The organism is Streptomyces sp. NPDC050703 (genome assembly GCF_040654435.1).
Lineage (GTDB): Bacteria > Actinomycetota > Actinomycetes > Streptomycetales > Streptomycetaceae > Streptomyces.
This window is the reverse complement of sequence record NZ_JBFAHX010000013.1, coordinates 117,914-133,693: the sequence shown is the minus strand read 5'-3', so window position 1 is coordinate 133,693 and position 15,780 is coordinate 117,914. Positions and strand designations below refer to the sequence as shown.

The 15,780-nt window shown below is 73.6% G+C and carries 14 protein-coding genes; 8 read left to right on the top strand and 6 right to left on the bottom strand.

Annotated elements, in window-relative coordinates:
• Positions 1-66: 66 nt before the first annotated feature.
• Both AB0I16_RS15200 and AB0I16_RS15195 read left to right on the top strand, forming a co-directional pair.
• Complete coding sequence (locus AB0I16_RS15200; protein ID WP_363249834.1) at positions 67-696, top strand: transglycosylase family protein; 630 nt, start codon at positions 67-69, stop codon at positions 694-696.
• Between the two features lie 82 nt (positions 697-778).
• Positions 779-1,468, top strand: a complete 690-nt coding sequence (locus AB0I16_RS15195; protein ID WP_363249833.1) for a transglycosylase family protein — start codon at positions 779-781, stop codon at positions 1,466-1,468.
• On the opposite strand, the gene AB0I16_RS15190 is transcribed toward AB0I16_RS15195, so the two are convergent.
• The 3 genes from AB0I16_RS15190 to AB0I16_RS15180 are packed head-to-tail and all read right to left on the bottom strand — an operon-like array spanning position 1,452 to position 5,393.
• Positions 1,452-2,150, bottom strand: coding sequence for an ATP-binding cassette domain-containing protein (locus tag AB0I16_RS15190; protein ID WP_363249832.1), 699 nt, complete (start codon positions 2,148-2,150; stop codon positions 1,452-1,454). The genes AB0I16_RS15195 and AB0I16_RS15190 overlap by 17 nt on opposite strands.
• Complete coding sequence (locus AB0I16_RS15185) at positions 2,147-4,897, bottom strand: ATP-binding cassette domain-containing protein (RefSeq protein ID WP_363249831.1); 2,751 nt, start codon at positions 4,895-4,897, stop codon at positions 2,147-2,149. The genes AB0I16_RS15190 and AB0I16_RS15185 overlap by 4 nt, the downstream gene beginning before the upstream one ends.
• A 4-nt stretch (positions 4,898-4,901) precedes the next feature.
• Positions 4,902-5,393 carry a hypothetical protein gene (locus AB0I16_RS15180; protein ID WP_363249830.1) on the bottom strand — a complete coding sequence of 164 codons (492 nt, stop codon included), beginning with the start codon at positions 5,391-5,393 and terminating at the stop codon, positions 4,902-4,904.
• A 157-nt stretch (positions 5,394-5,550) separates the two neighbouring features.
• Between AB0I16_RS15180 and AB0I16_RS15175 the strand changes: the two genes are divergently transcribed.
• The 5 genes from AB0I16_RS15175 to AB0I16_RS15155 all read left to right on the top strand — a co-directional run bounded on the left by AB0I16_RS15175 (position 5,551) and on the right by AB0I16_RS15155 (position 10,738).
• On the top strand, positions 5,551-6,111 hold the full coding sequence (locus AB0I16_RS15175; protein WP_363249829.1) for a hypothetical protein: 561 nt from the start codon (positions 5,551-5,553) through the stop codon (positions 6,109-6,111).
• Positions 6,086-7,384, top strand: coding sequence for an ABC transporter substrate-binding protein (locus tag AB0I16_RS15170; protein ID WP_363249828.1), 1,299 nt, complete (start codon positions 6,086-6,088; stop codon positions 7,382-7,384). The genes AB0I16_RS15175 and AB0I16_RS15170 overlap by 26 nt, the downstream gene beginning before the upstream one ends.
• A gap of 163 nt (positions 7,385-7,547) precedes the next feature.
• Positions 7,548-8,810 carry a glycosyltransferase family 4 protein gene (locus tag AB0I16_RS15165; protein WP_363249827.1) on the top strand — a complete coding sequence of 421 codons (1,263 nt, stop codon included), beginning with the start codon at positions 7,548-7,550 and terminating at the stop codon, positions 8,808-8,810.
• Positions 8,807-9,682 carry a hypothetical protein gene (locus AB0I16_RS15160; RefSeq protein WP_363249826.1) on the top strand — a complete coding sequence of 292 codons (876 nt, stop codon included), beginning with the start codon at positions 8,807-8,809 and terminating at the stop codon, positions 9,680-9,682. Before AB0I16_RS15165 ends, AB0I16_RS15160 begins: the two co-directional genes overlap by 4 nt.
• A 45-nt stretch (positions 9,683-9,727) precedes the next feature.
• The gene (locus tag AB0I16_RS15155; protein WP_363249825.1) at positions 9,728-10,738 is read left to right on the top strand and encodes a YafY family protein; all 1,011 of its coding nucleotides are present in this window, start codon (positions 9,728-9,730) and stop codon (positions 10,736-10,738) included.
• Here the strand turns inward: AB0I16_RS15155 and ctaD are convergent.
• Positions 10,647-12,377: a cytochrome c oxidase subunit I gene (gene ctaD / locus AB0I16_RS15150; RefSeq protein WP_363249824.1), complete on the bottom strand. Its 1,731-nt coding sequence runs from the start codon at positions 12,375-12,377 to the stop codon at positions 10,647-10,649. The genes AB0I16_RS15155 and ctaD overlap by 92 nt on opposite strands.
• A 444-nt stretch (positions 12,378-12,821) precedes the next feature.
• Between ctaD and AB0I16_RS15145 the strand changes: the two genes are divergently transcribed.
• Positions 12,822-13,037 carry an I78 family peptidase inhibitor gene (locus AB0I16_RS15145; protein ID WP_363249823.1) on the top strand — a complete coding sequence of 72 codons (216 nt, stop codon included), beginning with the start codon at positions 12,822-12,824 and terminating at the stop codon, positions 13,035-13,037.
• Positions 13,038-13,169: 132 nt separating this feature from the next.
• On the opposite strand, the gene AB0I16_RS15140 is transcribed toward AB0I16_RS15145, so the two are convergent.
• A complete protein-coding gene (locus AB0I16_RS15140; RefSeq protein ID WP_363249822.1) occupies positions 13,170-14,204 on the bottom strand; it encodes a phosphatase PAP2 family protein in 1,035 nt (344 codons plus the stop codon).
• A 249-nt stretch (positions 14,205-14,453) separates the two neighbouring features.
• Positions 14,454-15,602 (bottom strand): mannosyltransferase family protein, encoded by a 1,149-nt coding sequence (locus tag AB0I16_RS15135; RefSeq protein ID WP_363249821.1) that lies wholly within the window; start codon positions 15,600-15,602, stop codon positions 14,454-14,456.
• Between the last annotated feature and the right edge of the window lie 178 nt (positions 15,603-15,780).

The window sequence follows — 15,780 nt, the reverse complement described above, 5'->3', positions numbered from 1 at the left end:
CGGGCGCCGGATGCGCGAGGGGGCCGTACGGCCAGGGGGAGCCCGGGTCGTCCGAGAGGGATACACATGTCCGCACCTCCCAGGCGCATACGCAGGACGGCAGTGATCGGAGGGGCCGCGCTCATCGCCCCGCTGGGACTGCTCGCCGCGACCGGCCAGGCCGACGCGGCGGACGGCGGAGTGTGGGATCGCATCGCACGGTGCGAGAGCGGCGGAAACTGGCACATCAACACGGGCAACGGCTACTACGGAGGACTCCAGTTCTCCGCGGGGACGTGGCGCGCGTACGGCGGAGGGGCCTACGCGGCCACCGCCGACAAGGCATCGAAGGCGCAGCAGATCGCTGTCGCCGCCAAGGTCCAGCGGGCCCAGGGCTGGGGCGCGTGGCCCACCTGCGCCGCCCGCGCGGGTGCGTACGGGCAGGCGCCGTCCGCGGCGGCGCCCGTGCCGAAGGCCGCGAAGCCGGCGCCGAAGGCGCTCAAGGCACCCCGGGCCGCGGCCTCCGCGCCGCGCTCCGGACACGCCGACCGCGGGGCGCGGCGCGCCGCGGGCGACTACACCGTCCGCAGCGGTGACACGCTCAGCGCCATCGCGGCCGGGCATGGAACGAGCTGGCAGCGGCTGTACGCCGTCAACCGCGCCGTCATCGGCGGGAACCCGGACGCCATCGTGCCGGGGCAGCGGCTCCGGGTCTGAGCCGGCCGCCGTTCGGGTGGGGTCGCGGGGCCCGCGGCGCGGGACGCCGGGGCAGTGGCGTTCATATGCCTAATGTGACCCGATGCATCCGACGCAATCGACGCAGTTGACGCATTCGACGCAGTTGGCGCATCCGACGTCCGTGCGGCGTCCGCCCCGGCGTCCCCGGCCGCTGGCCGTGGCCGTGGGCGCGGTCCTGGCCGTGGTGGCACTGCCGCCCGCCGCCGCGTCCGCGGCCACCGCGTCAGGGGCTCCGCCGACCCGGCCCACGGGGTACGCGAACAGCGCGTGCTCCTCCGACAAGGGGGCCTGGAGCTGTCTGGCCCAGTGCGAGAGCAACGGGCGGTGGAACGCGAACACCGGCAACGGCTACTACGGCGGTCTCCAGTTCTGGCAGCCCACCTGGGAGGCGTACGGCGGCCTGAAGTACGCGCCGCGCGCCGACCTCGCGACCCGGTCGGAGCAGATCAAGGTCGCGGAGAAGCTGCGGCTCAGCCAGGGGTGGAAGGCCTGGCCCTCCTGCTCCAGGAAGCTGCGGATCGAGCGGTTCGACCGGCCGCAGCGGCCGGAGCGGCCCGAGCGGCCGGCGCGGACCAGCCGGGGGGAGCGGCGTCAGCACGTCGTCGCCGGCGGGGAGACCCTCAGCTCCATCGCCCGGCGGTACAAGGTCGAAGGGGGCTGGAAGTCCCTCTACGCGGCCAACCGGGCGGCGGTCGGGAGCCGGCCGGACCTGGTCTCCGTCGGGGCGAGGCTCGTCATCCCGAAGGGCTGAGCCCCGCGGCCTCGCCGCTGAACACCACCGTTCCCCGGCGCAGTTCGTGCACCACCACCGCCGTCCGCCCCGCGCTCTCGCGCAGGGCGGGCGGCAGGCGCTGTTCGGCCAGGACCACGCAGGCGGGCACGCCGGCCGGCAGGCCGGCGAGCAGGGCGTAGGTGCGGGCAGCGACCGGAGGGGACATGCCCTGGGCCGGCTCGTCGATCAGGACCACGGAGGTGCTGTGCCGCGGGTGCGTGCGGGGTGCGCGCAGGGCCCGGGACACGGCCAGCATGCGTTGTTCGCCGCCGGAGAGGGTGCCCGCCGGGCGGGGCAGCAGGGGGCGTAGTTCGGGGTAGGCGTCCAGCGCCCGCTCCGTGTCCGCCTCGGTGCCCGACAGCTCCAGGTTCTCCGCGACCGTGAGCGCGGGGAACACCGCGCGGCGGTCCGGTACGAAGGCCACTCCGCGGGCCGCGCGCGCGTGGGCCGGCCGGCGGGTGATGTCCTCGCCGTCCCTGAGCACCGCGCCGGCGGTGAGCGGCAGCGTGCCGGCCAGGGCGCGCAGGGCCGTGGTGCGGCCCGAGCCGTTGGTGCCGAGGAGGACGGTCACGGCGCCCGCGGGGGCGGCCAGGGTGACTCCGTGGAGGGCCTCCAGGGGGCCGTAGCGCACGCGGGCCCCGCGCAGTTCGATGCCTCTCACCGTGCTGTCCCGTCGTGGGGCCGCCGTGGCTCCCGGGCGTTCAGGAGCGTGCCGGCGGGGCCCGATGCCACGACGCGGCCCGCCCGCATCACGTGCACCGTGTCGGCGAGGCCCGCCAGCCAGGCCAGGTCGTGCTCCACGACCAGCACGGCCATGCCGTCGGCCGCGAGCGTGCGCAGGAGGGTGGCCAGGGCGGCGACTTCCGCGGTGTCGAGGCCCGCCGCCGGTTCGTCGAGGAGGAGGGTGTGGGGGGTGCTCGCCAGGGCCCTGGCCAGTTCGGTGCGGCGGAGGACGCCGGTGGGGAGGTCTGCCGCGGGGCTCGTGCGGTGCCTGGTCAGGTCCAGGAGGCGCAGGGCCTGGTGCGTGGTCCCGTGGGTGCCGCGCGGGGAGTGGTCCGCGGCCACCTGGATGTTCTCCGTGATCGTCAGGGAGGAGAAGACCGCGGGCTGCTGGAACGTGCGGGCCGTGCCCGCCCGGGTGCGGGCGTGGGCCGGGAGCCCCGTGATGTCCCTGCCGTGCAGGGTGACGCGGCCCTCGTCGGGGCGGAGGGTGCCGGCGAGGCAGTGGAAGAGGGTGCTCTTGCCCGCGCCGTTCTCGCCCGTCAGCGCGGTGATCCGGCCCGGGGGGACCGTCAGCGTCACGTCGTCCAGGGCCGTGTGGTCGCCGTAGGCGAGCGTGATGTGGTGGGCCGTCAGGGCTCCGTCGCCCCCGGTGCGGGCGCCGTCTCCCCGTCGTGGGGGCGGGACCGCGGGGATGTCCGCGTGCTCGCCGTCCCGGTGCGGGCGCGCCGCTGCTTCGGCTCCGCCAGATGGCTTTCTGCGCTGTGCTCCGGGACGCCCCCGCGTCCCCTCCGGTCGGAGCTGCGGCCGTCGGCCGGCGGGGGGTGTCCGCCTCGCGGGGCGCAGTGCCTCGTGTGCCGCCTCGCCCCTGGGCGTCAGTCGGGGGCCGCCGTCGCGGTGGAGGCGGTCGGCGGCCTTGCGCAGGGCCTCGAACGGGCCGCCGGGGAAGCGGCCGATCAGGACCGCGAGGACGCCGATCACCGCGGCGGCCATGCCGCCCCTCGTGCCCGCGTCGAGGCCGACCAGGAGGGCCGCCGCGGCCAGGGCGCCGAGGAGGCTGTCCGAGCCGAGGACCAGCACCGCGGCGAACCAGAGGAGGCCGCGTACGGGATCGAAGGCGGCGGGGTCGAAGGCCTGCCGGCCCATCGCGAGCATCCCGCCGCCCAGCGCCGCCAGCGCCGCCCCGGTGACGAAAGCCGTCAGCTTGAGGGTGCCCACGGCCGCGCCCGCCGCCGCCGCTCCCGCCTCGTGGTCCCGCAGCGCCGCGAGCGCGCGGCCGGTCCTGCCCCGGCGCAGGGCGGTGACCAGCAGGAGTGCTCCCGCGAGGAGGGCAAGCTCCAGCGTGTAGTACGCCCTGTCGCTCACGAAGCCGGCGGGGCGGTCCAGGGTCAGGCCCGCCGTCGCGTAGGGCTGGGCGAAGACGAAGCGGCTGACGCCCACGCCGAAGGCGAAGGTCACCAGGGCCAGGGCGAGGCCGTGGCGGCTGATCGCCGGTCTGCCCGTGAGGAGGCCGAGGGGGGCCACCAGGAGGACCGCGACGGCCAGGGCGGGCAGGTGCGGGAGTTCGGGGAGGCCGGGGAAGCGGCCGGCGGTGAGGAGGGCGGTGAACAGGGCGCCCAGGCCCGCGTACGCCGCCTGGCCCAGGGAGATCTGGCCGCCTCTGCCCGTGACGACCACCAGGGAGAGGAGGATCACCGCCAGCGCGGGGACCTGCACCGATGTCGTGAGGTCCCGGCCCGCGAAGCCCAGGGGGATCAGGAAGAGGAGCGCTGCCACGGTCCACGCGCCCGGCGGGGCCGGGACGCGGGCCGACGCCGTGCGGGGCAGCGCGTCCTTCGAGCCGATGCCCGGCAGGACCAGTGCCGCCGCCAGGAGCGCGATCACGAAGAGGTTCGCCCCGGCCGTCTGGATCAGCTGCTCCCGCGGGCCCGAGGGGTGCAGACGGGTCAGCTGGCTCTGTGCGACCCCCAGGACCAGGGCGACCGCCACCGCTGTGGGCAGGCTGCGCATGCGCGCCGCCACGGCCACCGCCATCACCTCCATCACCAGCAGCGGCATGCCGTACGGGTCCAGCCGTACGGAGGGGGCGAGGAGCACGCCGGTCAGGCCCGCCGTGAAGGAGCCGAAGGCCCAGCCCGCCGCGGCCACCCTGCCCGCGTCGATGCCGAAGAGCACGGCCAGGGACCGGTCGTCGACCACCGCTCTCAGCTCGCGGCCGAAGCGGGTCCAGCGGGTCACCGCCCCCACCGCAGCCGCCAGTGCCACCGCCGCCCCCAACGGGGCCCAGGGGTCGGCGGAGAGCAGGGTGGGGGCGTCGTCGCGGGCGCCGGGGCCCCAGACGAGGGCCGCGCCGCCGGCCAGGAGCACGAAGACGCCGATCGAGGCCACCAGGGTCTGCGCCGGGTCGCCGCCCAGGACGGCCAAGGGGCGGAAGACCGCACGGTCGAGGAGCAGGCCGATGCCGGGGGCCACCAGGAGCAGCGTGACGGCGGCCGCCGGTGCGAGGGGCCAGTGCCAGTCGACCGTCAGCTGGCGCAGGACGTAGGCGCAGACCATGGCTGTCGCGCCGTGCGCGAAGTTGAGGACGCCGGTCGCGCGGTACGTGACGATCAGGCCGATGCCGGTGAGCGCCGCCGCGCCGCCGACCGAGAGCCCGGCCAGCGTGAGGTCGTAGCTCAGGGATGACACCGCGTCAGCCCTCCGGGCCGGGGGGAGCGGGCGGCGGTTCGCAGATCGGGCAGGGGGCGGTCACCGCCGCGGGGTCCGGTTCGGTCGCCTCCGGTCTGGCCGCCACCACAGGGCAGTCGGCCCGGTGGCGCAGCGTGCCGCCGGGGACCATCAGGAGGTCGTCGCTCTCGGCCGTGGGCGGCTGGTCCTCGCTGGGGGGCTGTTCCGTCGTCACCAGGAGGGTGTACAGCTCCTCCACCCGCGATGCCGCCAGCGCGCTTCTGCCGTGGGTGTACAGGACCGCTCCCGCGATGAGCAGCGCCGCGCCCGGCACCGTGCACGAGGCCAGGTAGGGGAGCTGCCGTTCGGCGAAGCGCTCGCCGGAGACGCCGTACCAGCCGAGGACGCACAGCACCGCGCCCGCGGCCAGGGTCGCGCGGGCCGCCCACAGGGCGGGGTGTCCGGGGCGCGGCGCGCCGCCCCTCCGTGCCTGCCTGGCTGTCCGCGCCGCGCGCATCTGGGCCCCCCGGAAACGCCTGGTCGGTCACGTCGGCAACGCCGGTCCCGTCGGCGCTCTGTCCATGTCGGCCGATGGATTGCACTATGCCCTCTACGAGCTGACGCTGAAAGCTCCGGACCGTCACGGCCCGGACCGACACCCGGTGGTGAGCCAGATGGTTCTCGGGAGCAGCCGCCCAGGGCGGGGAGAGTCGCGGCGGGGGCGGCGCGCGGTGCTCGCGGTGGCCGCCCTGCTGCTGGTCGTGCCGGCCGCCGCGGCCTGCGGTGACGACAGCGGGGGCGGTGACGGCGATCCGCCGCCGGAGCCGCCGGCGAAGACGTCGGCCGGGCCGACGGGGGACGGTGCCGCGGCGCCCGCCGACCCGGCGGCGGCCGAGAGCGAGGTCACGGAGAACTGGGAGAAGTTCTTCGACCCCGAGGTCCCGCTCAAGGAGAAGGAGACCGTCCTTGAGGACGGGGCCAGGATGCGGGCCGTCCTGGAGAGCTTCAGCGGGGACGAGCGCGGCGAGCAGGTCGCGGCCGAGGTCGGCGAGGTCGAGTTCACCTCGGCGGAAGAGGCCGACGTGACGTACGCGCTGACACTGAAGGGCGCCACCGCGCTGCCCGACGCCTCGGGGACGGCCGTCGACCAGGACGGCACCTGGAAGGTGTCCGTCAAGACCCTGTGCGCGCTGGTGAAGCTGAGCGGGAATGCGTCGCCGGGTCCCGGCTGTTGAGGCGCTGCTCGCCGTCCTGGTGCTGACGGCACTGAGCGTGGCCTGTGGGAGCAGGCTGCCGGAGAGCGACTTCGAGCGGCGCGGCACCGCGCCGGCGCCCTCGGGCGGGGCGCCGCTGCCGGTCGGGATCATCGCCAGTGCGACCAGCCCGGTGGGCGGTTCCGCGTTCACCGGGCCGCGCGACGGGGCGAAGGCCTACTTCGAGCGACTGAACGCGCGCGGCGGCGTCGACGGGCGCAAGGTCACGGTGCTGACCTGCGACGACGGCGGCAGCGGGGTCGGCAACAGTGACTGTGTGCGCGAGCTCGTCGAGGAGCGGAAGGTCGTGGCGCTCGTCGCCACCGCCTCCCTGGACTACGCGGGCGCCTCGCGGGTCTCCCGGGCGGGCGTGCCCGACATCGGCGGGCAGCCGATCGGGGCCGCCTACGAGACGTACCCCCATCTGTACGGGATCTACGGGAGCCTCGCGCCGCGCGACGGTGAGCCGGGGTGGGACGGCGAGCTGTACGGCGGGACCGAGGTCTACCGGTACTTCAAGCGTGAGCACGGAGCGCGGACCGCCGCGGTGGTCTCCTACAACCAGGCCGCGTCCGCCGCCTACGCGCGGCTCGTCACCCGGGGGCTGCGGGCCGAGGGGTACGAGGTCGTCACCGAACAGCTCGACTTCGCCCTGCCCAACTTCCGCGCGGCCGCCGCCGACCTGAAGGAGCGGGGCGCCGACCTGGTCTTCGACGCGATGGACACGCACGGCAACGCCGAGCTCTGCGAGGCGATGGACGAGGCGGGCGTGGAGGTGACCGCCAAGGTGACCAACGTGCAGAACTGGAACTCGGCCGTCGCCGAGGACTACAAGGACGCGCCCCGCTGCCGCAACGCCCTGTGGGCGACCGGGTCGAGCCGGAACTACGAGGACACCGGCCACCCCGCCGTACGGGATTTCCGCGCGGCCATGAAAGGCAGGGAACTCTCGCAGTGGCAATTGGAGGGGTGGGCCGCCGCCATGTGGTTCACCGACGCGGCACGCGCGTGCGCACGCGCGGACGGCGGTGACGTCACGCGCGCGTGCGTGGACCGATTCATGAACAGGGACCAGCCCTATTCAGCCCGCGGGCTGCTGATTCCGGTCACTTTCGAACGTCTTGGCGAACCGCCCGCGCATCGCAGGACGTGCGTGTCGGTGGCCCGTTGGCGGGACGGCAAGGGCTGGACCACGCGGGGCGGCGAAATGAACGACAACTGCTTCGATGTGCCCCAGCTCCCCTACCAGCCTTGATGCACCGCACGGCCGATGAGTTCCCTCTTCCGGATACCGATCGCATATCTGTTGAAAAACAGGATGGTGTTGGCACCCAACCTTTGGCCAGGAATCCCCGTCTAACCCTGCGGTAGGCGGATGAGGGGGACTGTCCGCAGGGAAACGTGGGATACGGGGACGCATGCACATCTCTTTCCTGATTCACAACGCGTACGGGATCGGAGGGACGATCCGGACGACGTACAACCTGGCGAACACGCTGGCCCAGCAGCACGACGTCGAAGTCGTCTCCGTCTTCCGTCACCGCGACGAGCCGGTGTTCGCGCCTGACCAGCGCGTCCGCCTGAGCCACCTCGTGGATCTGCGCAAGGGCACCCCGGGCTACGAGGGCGACGACCCCGAACATCTGCGGCCCGCGCGGACCTTCCCCGACGCGGAGGGCCGCTACGACCAGTACAGCGCCCTCACCGACCGGCGCATCGCCGACCACCTCGCGCGCCTCGACGCGGACGTCGTCGTCGGCACCCGCCCCGGCCTCAACGTGCACATCGCCCGCCAGACCGCGCGCGGCCCCCTGCGCGTCGGGCAGGAGCACCTCACGCTCGACAGCCACTCCAAGGAGCTGCGCCGCCAGCTCCGGAGCGTCTACCCCCGCCTCGACGTCCTGACCACGACGACCCGGGCCGACGCCCGCGCCTACACCCGCAAGATGCGGCTGCCGGGCGTGCACGTCCAGGCGGTGCCCAACCCCGTGCCCGCCCCCGGCATCGAGCCGGCCGACGGCTCCCACAAGTGGGTCGTCGCGGCCGGCCGGCTCGCCCCCGTCAAGCGGTACGACCTGCTGATCAGGGCCTTCGACAGGGTGCGGCGCGAGCGCCCCGACTGGCGGCTGCGGATATACGGCGGCGGCAAGCAGAAGGACAAGCTGCGCGCGCTGATAGACGAGCTGGGCCTCTACAACCACGTCTTCCTCATGGGCCCCGCCCACCCCATCGAGCCCGAGTGGGCCAAGGGCTCCATCGCCGCCGTCACCTCCAGCCTCGAATCGTTCGGCATGACGATCGTCGAGGCGATGCGCTGCGGCCTCCCCGTGGTCGCCACCGACTGCCCGCACGGCCCCGGCGAGATCATCGACAACGGTGTCGACGGACGGCTCGTCGAGGTCGGCAACCCCGACGCCATCGCCGGCGGGCTCCTCGAACTCATCAACGACGACTCGCTCAGGCACCGCATGGCGGACGCCGCGCTCCAGGACTCCGAGCGCTTCGACCCCGTCCACATCGCCGAGCGCTACGACGCCATGTTCTCCGGGATGCTCACCCGCGGGAACTCGCTGGGGGGCCGGATGCGCGGCTCCCTGCACCGCACCCGCGGCGCCCTGCTCGGCGGCGCCTACGCGGTGCGGGACCTCGGCCGTGTCCAGACGAAGGGAACCACCGCATGACGTCCTTGGCCACCTCGCAGGCGGCGTCGTCCGCAGGGGACGGGGAGGCCGCCGACGCACCGCGCGCCGACTGCGTCGCCGACTCCGCCGGGGGCCTCACCTTCGACGTCACGGAACCGGGCGGCTACGAGCCCGACGACGTGGCCTACCTGCTGCTGCGCCGGCGCGACTCCGACGACGAGGTCCGGCTGCCCCTCACCCCGGCCGCCGACGGACGGCTGCGGGCCGCGCTGCCCAGCAGCGTCGAGCTCGCCGAGGGCCGCTGGAACGCGTACGTGCAGGTGGCGAGCGGTGCGCCACGCCGGCTCATACCGGGCGTCAACGACCTGCGCTCACTGGTCGACCGGGCGCCGAGCGGCAGCCGCGGCCATGTCGCGGTGCGCATCCCGTACGTGACGAAGCAGGGCAACCTCTCCGTGCGGAGCTGGCTGCGGGCGCCGCACGCCGAGGCCGGGGAGATCGAGATAGCGGACGGCGGCATGACCGTGCACGGCCGCCTCTACGGCACCGTCCTGAGCGCCGACGCCTGCGCCGAGGCCGTCCGGCGGGCCGAGCCCGGCCTCGTCCACCGCGCCGACGTCACCGCCGACGGACCCCGGTTCAGCTTCGCGCTGCCGCACGGCGAACTCGCCGAGAGCGGCACGGGCCCCTGGGACCTGTGGCTGCGCCCCGCCGGGGTGAGCGGGCCGCGGGTGCGCCTGGCCCGGCTCCTCGACGACGTCGCGGACAAGAAGGCGATCTTCACGTATCCGGCGCTGTGCCGCGAGACCGCGCACGGCACGCTGGAGGCGGGCCCGTACTACACCAACGACAACGACCTGGCCGTGCGCGTGCGTGCGGCGGCCACCGCCACGGAGGGCACCGGCGACTGACGACGCGGACCGCGGCTGTCCTCGATCCGGGGCACAATCGCGTCCATGTTGGAGACCTCGGCACGACTGCTGCGTCTGCTCTCCCTGCTGCAGGCCCACCGGGAGTGGTCGGGCGCGGACCTCGCCGACCGGCTCGGCGTGACCCCGCGCACCGTCCGCCGCGACGTGGACCGGCTGCGCGGACTCGGCTACCCCGTCGACGCCAGCCCCGGCACCGGCGGCGGCTACCGGCTCGGCGCGGGGGCCGAGCTGCCGCCGCTGCTCCTCGACGACGACGAGGCGGTCGCGGTCGCCGTCGGCCTGCGCACCGCCGCGGGACAGGGCGTCGAGGGCATCGGCGAGACCTCGGTCCGCGCGCTCGGCAAACTGGAGCAGGTCCTGCCGAGCAGGCTGCGCCGCCGGGTGGGCGCGCTGAACGCCTTCACCGTGCCGATGCTGCGCACCCCGCGGGCGCAGGGCGTCGACCCCGCCGTGCTCACCGAACTCGCCGCGGTCTGCCGCGACGCGGAACGGCTCCGCTTCGCGTACCGGGACCACACGGGCAGCGCCACGCGCAGGACCGTCGAACCGCACCGCCTGGTCTGCACCGAACGCCGCTGGTACCTCGTGGCCTGGGACCTGGACCGCGAGGACTGGCGCACCTTCCGCGTGGACCGCGTCGAGCCCCGGCCGCCGCACGGCCCGCGCTTCACGCCGCGCCCCCCGCCGGCCGACGACCTGGCCGCGTACGTCGCCAAGGGCGTCTCCACGGGCGCGTACGCCGAACAGGCCGTCGTCCGCCTCCTCGTGCCGGCGGCCGAGGCGGCGCAGCGGCTCACCCCGTCCGACGGCGTGATCGAGGCCGAGACGGACGGGAGCTGCCTGCTGCGCACGGGCGCGTCGAGCCTGGACGTGATGGTCTTCCACGTCCTGTTCATGGGCATCGAGTTCGAGGTGGTGGAGCCCGTCGAGCTGATCGAGCGGATCAGGACGGCTCGGGACCACCTGAGCCGGGCCCTGGACCGGGGTGTCGCGTCTGCGGGTCCTCCGGCACCCGGCCGGGGTCCTGGCGCGTGAACGCCGCGTACTCCGGGTGGTGCAGGTCGAACGCCGGGGACTCGGAGCGGACGCGCGGCAGCGTGACGAAGTTGTGCCGCGGCGGCGGGCAGGACGTCGCCCACTCCAGGGAGCGGCCGAAGCCCCAGGGGTCGTCGACGTCGACCTTCCGGCCGTACTTCGCGGTCTTCCAGACGTTGTAGAGGAACGGCAGCGTCGACAGGCCGAGCAGGAACGCCCCGATGGTCGAAAGGGTGTTGAGGACGGTGAAGCCGTCCGCCGCCAGGTAGTCGGCGTACCGGCGCGGCATGCCCTCGGCGCCCAGCCAGTGCTGGACGAGGAACGTCGTGTGGAACCCGACGAACAGCGTCCAGAACTGGATCTTGCCGAGCCGCTCGTCGAGCATCTTGCCCGTCAGCTTCGGCCACCAGAAGAAGAACCCGCCGAAGGTCGCGAAGACGACGGTGCCGAAGACGACGTAGTGGAAGTGGGCGACGACGAAGTACGAGTCGGTGACGTGGAAGTCCAGCGGCGGCGAGGCCAGGATGACGCCCGTCAGACCGCCGAAGAGGAAGCTGACCAGGAAGCCGACCGCCCAGAGCATGGGCGTCTCGAAGGACAGGGAGCCCCTGAGCATCGTGCCGGTCCAGTTGAAGAACTTCACGCCCGTCGGGACCGCGATCAGGAAGGACATGAACGAGAAGAAGGGCAGCAGCACCGCGCCCGTCGCGAACATGTGGTGCGCCCACACGACCACGGACAGGCCGGTGATGGCCATCGTCGCGCCGACCAGCGGCAGGTAGCCGAACATCGGCTTCCGGCTGAAGACCGGGATGATCTCGGTGATGATGCCGAAGAACGGCAGCGCGATGATGTAGACCTCGGGATGCCCGAAGAACCAGAAGAGGTGCTGCCACAGCAGCGCGCCCCCGTTCTCCGAGGCGAAGACGAGCGAGTGGAAGCGCCGGTCGGCCTCCAGGACGAGCAGCGCGGCGGCGAGCACGGGGAACGCGATCAGCACCAGGATCGAGGTGAAGAGGACGTTCCAGGTGAAGACGGGCATCCGGAACATCGTCATGCCGGGGGCGCGCATCCCGATGATGGTCGTCAGGAAGTTCACCGCGCCGAGGATCGTGCCGAAGCCGGAGAGCGCGAGCCCCATGATCCACAGGTCGGCGCCGATGCCGGGGGACCGCTCCAGGCTGTTGAGCGGCGCGTACGCGAACCAGCCGAAGGCCGCGGGGCCGCCGGGCACGAGCAGCGAGCCGAGCACCATCAGGCCGCCGAAGAGGAAGAGCCAGTACGAGAGCATGTTCAGCCGCGGGAACGCGACGTCGGGGGAGCCGATCTGGAGCGGCATGATCTCGTTGGCGAAGCCCGCGAACGTCGGCGTCGCGAAGAGCAGCAGCATGATCGTGCCGTGCAGGGTGAAGGCCTGGTTGAACTCCTCGTTGGTCATGAGCTGCAGGCCGGGCCTGGCCAGTTCGGCCCGCATCATCAGCGCCATGAGCCCGGCGGCCAGGAAGAAGACGAACGACGTGACCAGGTACAGGTGACCGATCTTCTTGTGGTCGGTGGTGGTCAGCCAGTCCACGGCCACCCGGCCCCGTCGCGCCTGCCGCACCGGCGGCCCGTCCGCCCGCACCGTCTCGGTCCCCATCGCCCGCCCCTTCGCCATCGCGTCCTGGGCCTGCCCGAAGCTCTGGCCATGATGCGCGCGCCGGCCGGGCTCCGACAGAGGGTGTACGAGCCGCTTCCGGACGGCCGGGGCGCGGGCCTCCCGGCCGGAATGGCGAATTCCCCCACGCCTCCCCAGCGCCCGGTCCAGGGGCGGTAATCGGAATTGGGGGAGGGGGCGCAAAGGGCGCGAACCGCTATTCGGGGCGCCGCTTTCCGGCCCTCTCCGAACCGTCTTCGCGCCCGGGTGAGGGCACTGCCGAATTACGTCGTGACGCGGGCGGAACCGCCCATACGTGTGAGGGAGTTCGACCGAAACGCACGTCGTGATCCTGTGACAGAAGTGTGACCAGAGAGGTATGCGTGACGCTTGGTGCACGCGGCCCCGGCCTTCCCCGACGCCGTCCCGGCGCCTAACGTGGCGGCCATGGCACCTATTCCGACCCCGCCCGCAGAGCCGCAGGACAGCCCGGACCGCTACGTCGGCCTCGCGTCGCAGGACGCCGAACGGGAGGCCCGCGCGTCCGGCTGGACCACCGTCAGGTCGCTGCCCCCGGGGGCGATCATCACCATGGAGTACCTCGCGGGGCGGCTCAACTTCGAGGTCGTGGAGGGCGTCGTGAGGCGCTCCTGGAAGGGCTAGGCCCCGCGCTCGGGGCCCGCGCCTTCGTGCTTCGCGCCCCGGCCATGACGAAGGCCCCGGTTCCTCGACGGAACCGGGGCCTTCGCGGTGCGGGGGATGGGCTGTGCGTACCGCCCCCGCGGGCTTCGCGGCTCAGCCGCCGGCCATCGGGCGGGCCGAGGCGGTGCCGCGCGGAACGCGGTCGGGGTGCGGCGGGCGGCGGCTGCCTGCCGGGGTGACCGGCGTGCGCTCGGAGCGTGCCGTGTGCGGGCCGGGCGCGAGGTAGGCAGGGGGTCTCGCGGTGGGGCGGGCGGCGCCGACCGGCTCCCGGGCGGGGGCGTCGCCGCCGGCGGAGGGGCGCTGCTGCACGATCGCGGGGACCCCCACCGGGGCGGGCACGGGCTCGGGGGCCTGCGCCCCGGCGCCCGCGCGGCGGGCGCGCCAGGTCTCGCGGACGCGGAAGATGACGGCCTCGACGCGGGTGATCAGCGGCTCGAACCAGGGCAGCGCGAGCAGGATGAGCAGCCCCGCGGCCCAGCCGAGGAGGACGTCGCTCAGCCAGTGCGTACCGAGGTAGACGGTGGTGAGGCCGACGCTCAGGGAGACCACGGCGGAGAGGGCCGACAGATAGCGGCGGGTACGCGGGGTGGAGGCCAGATAAGCCAGGATTCCCCAGGTCACGACGGCGTTGGCGGTGTGGCCCGAAGGGAATATATCGCCGTCCTGCCACATCTCGTTCGAGCCGATGACGGTGGCGTAGTGCGGGCCGAGGCGGCCCATGCCGATCTTGGCGGCGCCGACCGTGACGTTGAGCAGGAGCAGGGCGGTGCCGAACATGAGCAGCGGACGCAGCGTGTGCTGCCGCCAGGAGCGCCAGCCGAGCCAGGCCGCGACCATGACGGCGGTCGGGCCGCGCTGGCCGAGGACGACCCAGTAGTCGAGGAAGGCGTGGATCTCCGGCCACTGCTGGTAGGGCCGGAAGAACATGACCTGCCAGTCGAAGCGCACCAGCCACGTGGTGGCGAGCACGGCGACGACGATGGCCAGGTAGAAGGCCAGGGTCGCGCCGAAGAGCACGACCCTGTGCCGGCTCATCCTCGGCTGATCGAGGTGGGCCGGTCGTTCCGGCTCACGGTCAAGACGGGCGAAGACCCGGTCAAGACGGGTGAGGTTTCGTTCGGTACGCACCCAATCGACGTTACAGCGAGTGAGTCTGGCACTAGGCCGAATCAGTGGCTTTGTGATGACGATGTGATGTGGGATTGCTCTCAGGAGCGGGGTTATTCCCTGGGATTCCTTATTGAATCGCCGCGCCCATGCTCAATTCGTAGATCATTTCCGGTGCGATTTTATGTCCCTTATGAATTCGTTCACCGGGGGGCGGCGTGGAATTTCCCGTACGGCCGCCGGCGGGCACCGGAAACGATCATGACCTGATCACGGCGGGCCCGAACCGTGCAGCCAGAACGCCCCGTACACCGCGCTCGCCACCGCCACGCCCCCGAGGACCGGCGCCGACCTGGACGTCCGCAGCCCGGCCAGCGCCACGGCGAGCGGCAGGAGCAGCGGGAAGGCGGGCAGGAGCAGCCGCGGCTTCGAGCCGAAGTAGCCCGCGGCGCAGAGGGCGAGCACGACGACGACGCCGGTGTACAGGAGCAGCGGCAGCGGCTGCTTCTGCCGGACGCCGGTCACGTACAGCCAGATCACCAGGGCGACGCCGACGATCAGGCCGATGCCCGCCAGCGCTCCGGGGACGCCGGTGAACTTCTCCCCGACGAAGCGCGCGAAGGCGTAGCCGAAGTCGAAGCCGTTGCCCCAGCCCGCCTGCACGTCGAGGTAGCCGAGGAGCCCGCCACCGGTGCGGTGGCCGACCCACAGCACGTAGCCCGCCGCGCCGAGCGGGGCGAGGACCACGCCGAGGAGCATGCCCGGCGCGGCCCGCCGCTCGCGGTACACCTGGACGGCCGCGGTCACCCAGATGGCGGCGACCACCGCCGCGCCCACCGGACGGGTCAGCCCCGCCAGGGAGGCGAACGCGCCCGCCCACACCCAGCCGCCCCTGAGCAGCGCGTACAGCGACCAGGCCGCCAGCGCCGTGAACAGGGACTCGCTGTACGCCATCGACTGCACGATGCCGACCGGCAGCGCCGCCCACAGGATGGCGGCGCAGATCCCGGCCCGCCGTCCGTACACGTGGTCGGCCACCGCGAAGATCCCCGCGGCGGCGAAGAGCGAGGCGAGCCAGCTCACCGCCAGCCCGGCATCGGCGTACGAGAGCGGGCTCACCGCCGCGACGAGCCGTTCGAGCCACGGAAGGAGCGGGAAGAACGCCAGGTTGGAGTGGACGCTGCCGTCCGGGAGGCGCACCTCCCAGCCGTAGCCGAACTCGGCGACGCGGGTGTACCAGAGCGAGTCCCAGCGGGCGCTCAGCAGCGTGTGCGGGCTCTTCCCGGCCGCCGCGCCCCAGGCCGCGAGCACGGCGAGGCCGAGCGCGCGCACCCCCGCGTAGGCGAGGAGCGCGGGTGCGGCGCGGCGCAGCGCATGGCCCGCCGGGGACGGCGAGGGGCGATGATCAAGGTCGGTCACGGGGTCGATTATCGGCCGTCGGGGGAGCGGGACGCCCGCCCGGGGCCCCGGCCGGGAGGTGGACGCGTGGTGCACGCCACACGGCATCGGCGCAACCATGAGAGGTCCGCCACGCGCCCCGGAAGCGGACTCGCGTACTCTGGCGGCTCACTCGCCTTGTCCGCGCCGCCGTTTCGTG

What these genes read in the sequence shown, in the direction of transcription:
- AB0I16_RS15200 (WP_363249834.1), top strand. Translation starts at nt 67, where the DNA reads ATGTCCGCACCTCCCAGGCGCATACGCAGGACGGCAGTGATCGGAGGG.
- AB0I16_RS15195 (WP_363249833.1), top strand. Translation starts at nt 779, where the DNA reads ATGCATCCGACGCAATCGACGCAGTTGACGCATTCGACGCAGTTGGCG.
- AB0I16_RS15180 (WP_363249830.1), bottom strand. Translation starts at nt 5,393, where the DNA reads ATGCGCGCGGCGCGGACAGCCAGGCAGGCACGGAGGGGCGGCGCGCCG.
- AB0I16_RS15175 (WP_363249829.1), top strand. Translation starts at nt 5,551, where the DNA reads ATGGTTCTCGGGAGCAGCCGCCCAGGGCGGGGAGAGTCGCGGCGGGGG.
- AB0I16_RS15170 (WP_363249828.1), top strand. Translation starts at nt 6,086, where the DNA reads ATGCGTCGCCGGGTCCCGGCTGTTGAGGCGCTGCTCGCCGTCCTGGTG.
- AB0I16_RS15165 (WP_363249827.1), top strand. Translation starts at nt 7,548, where the DNA reads ATGCACATCTCTTTCCTGATTCACAACGCGTACGGGATCGGAGGGACG.
- AB0I16_RS15160 (WP_363249826.1), top strand. Translation starts at nt 8,807, where the DNA reads ATGACGTCCTTGGCCACCTCGCAGGCGGCGTCGTCCGCAGGGGACGGG.
- AB0I16_RS15155 (WP_363249825.1), top strand. Translation starts at nt 9,728, where the DNA reads ATGTTGGAGACCTCGGCACGACTGCTGCGTCTGCTCTCCCTGCTGCAG.
- ctaD (WP_363249824.1), bottom strand. Translation starts at nt 12,377, where the DNA reads ATGGGGACCGAGACGGTGCGGGCGGACGGGCCGCCGGTGCGGCAGGCG.
- AB0I16_RS15145 (WP_363249823.1), top strand. Translation starts at nt 12,822, where the DNA reads ATGGCACCTATTCCGACCCCGCCCGCAGAGCCGCAGGACAGCCCGGAC.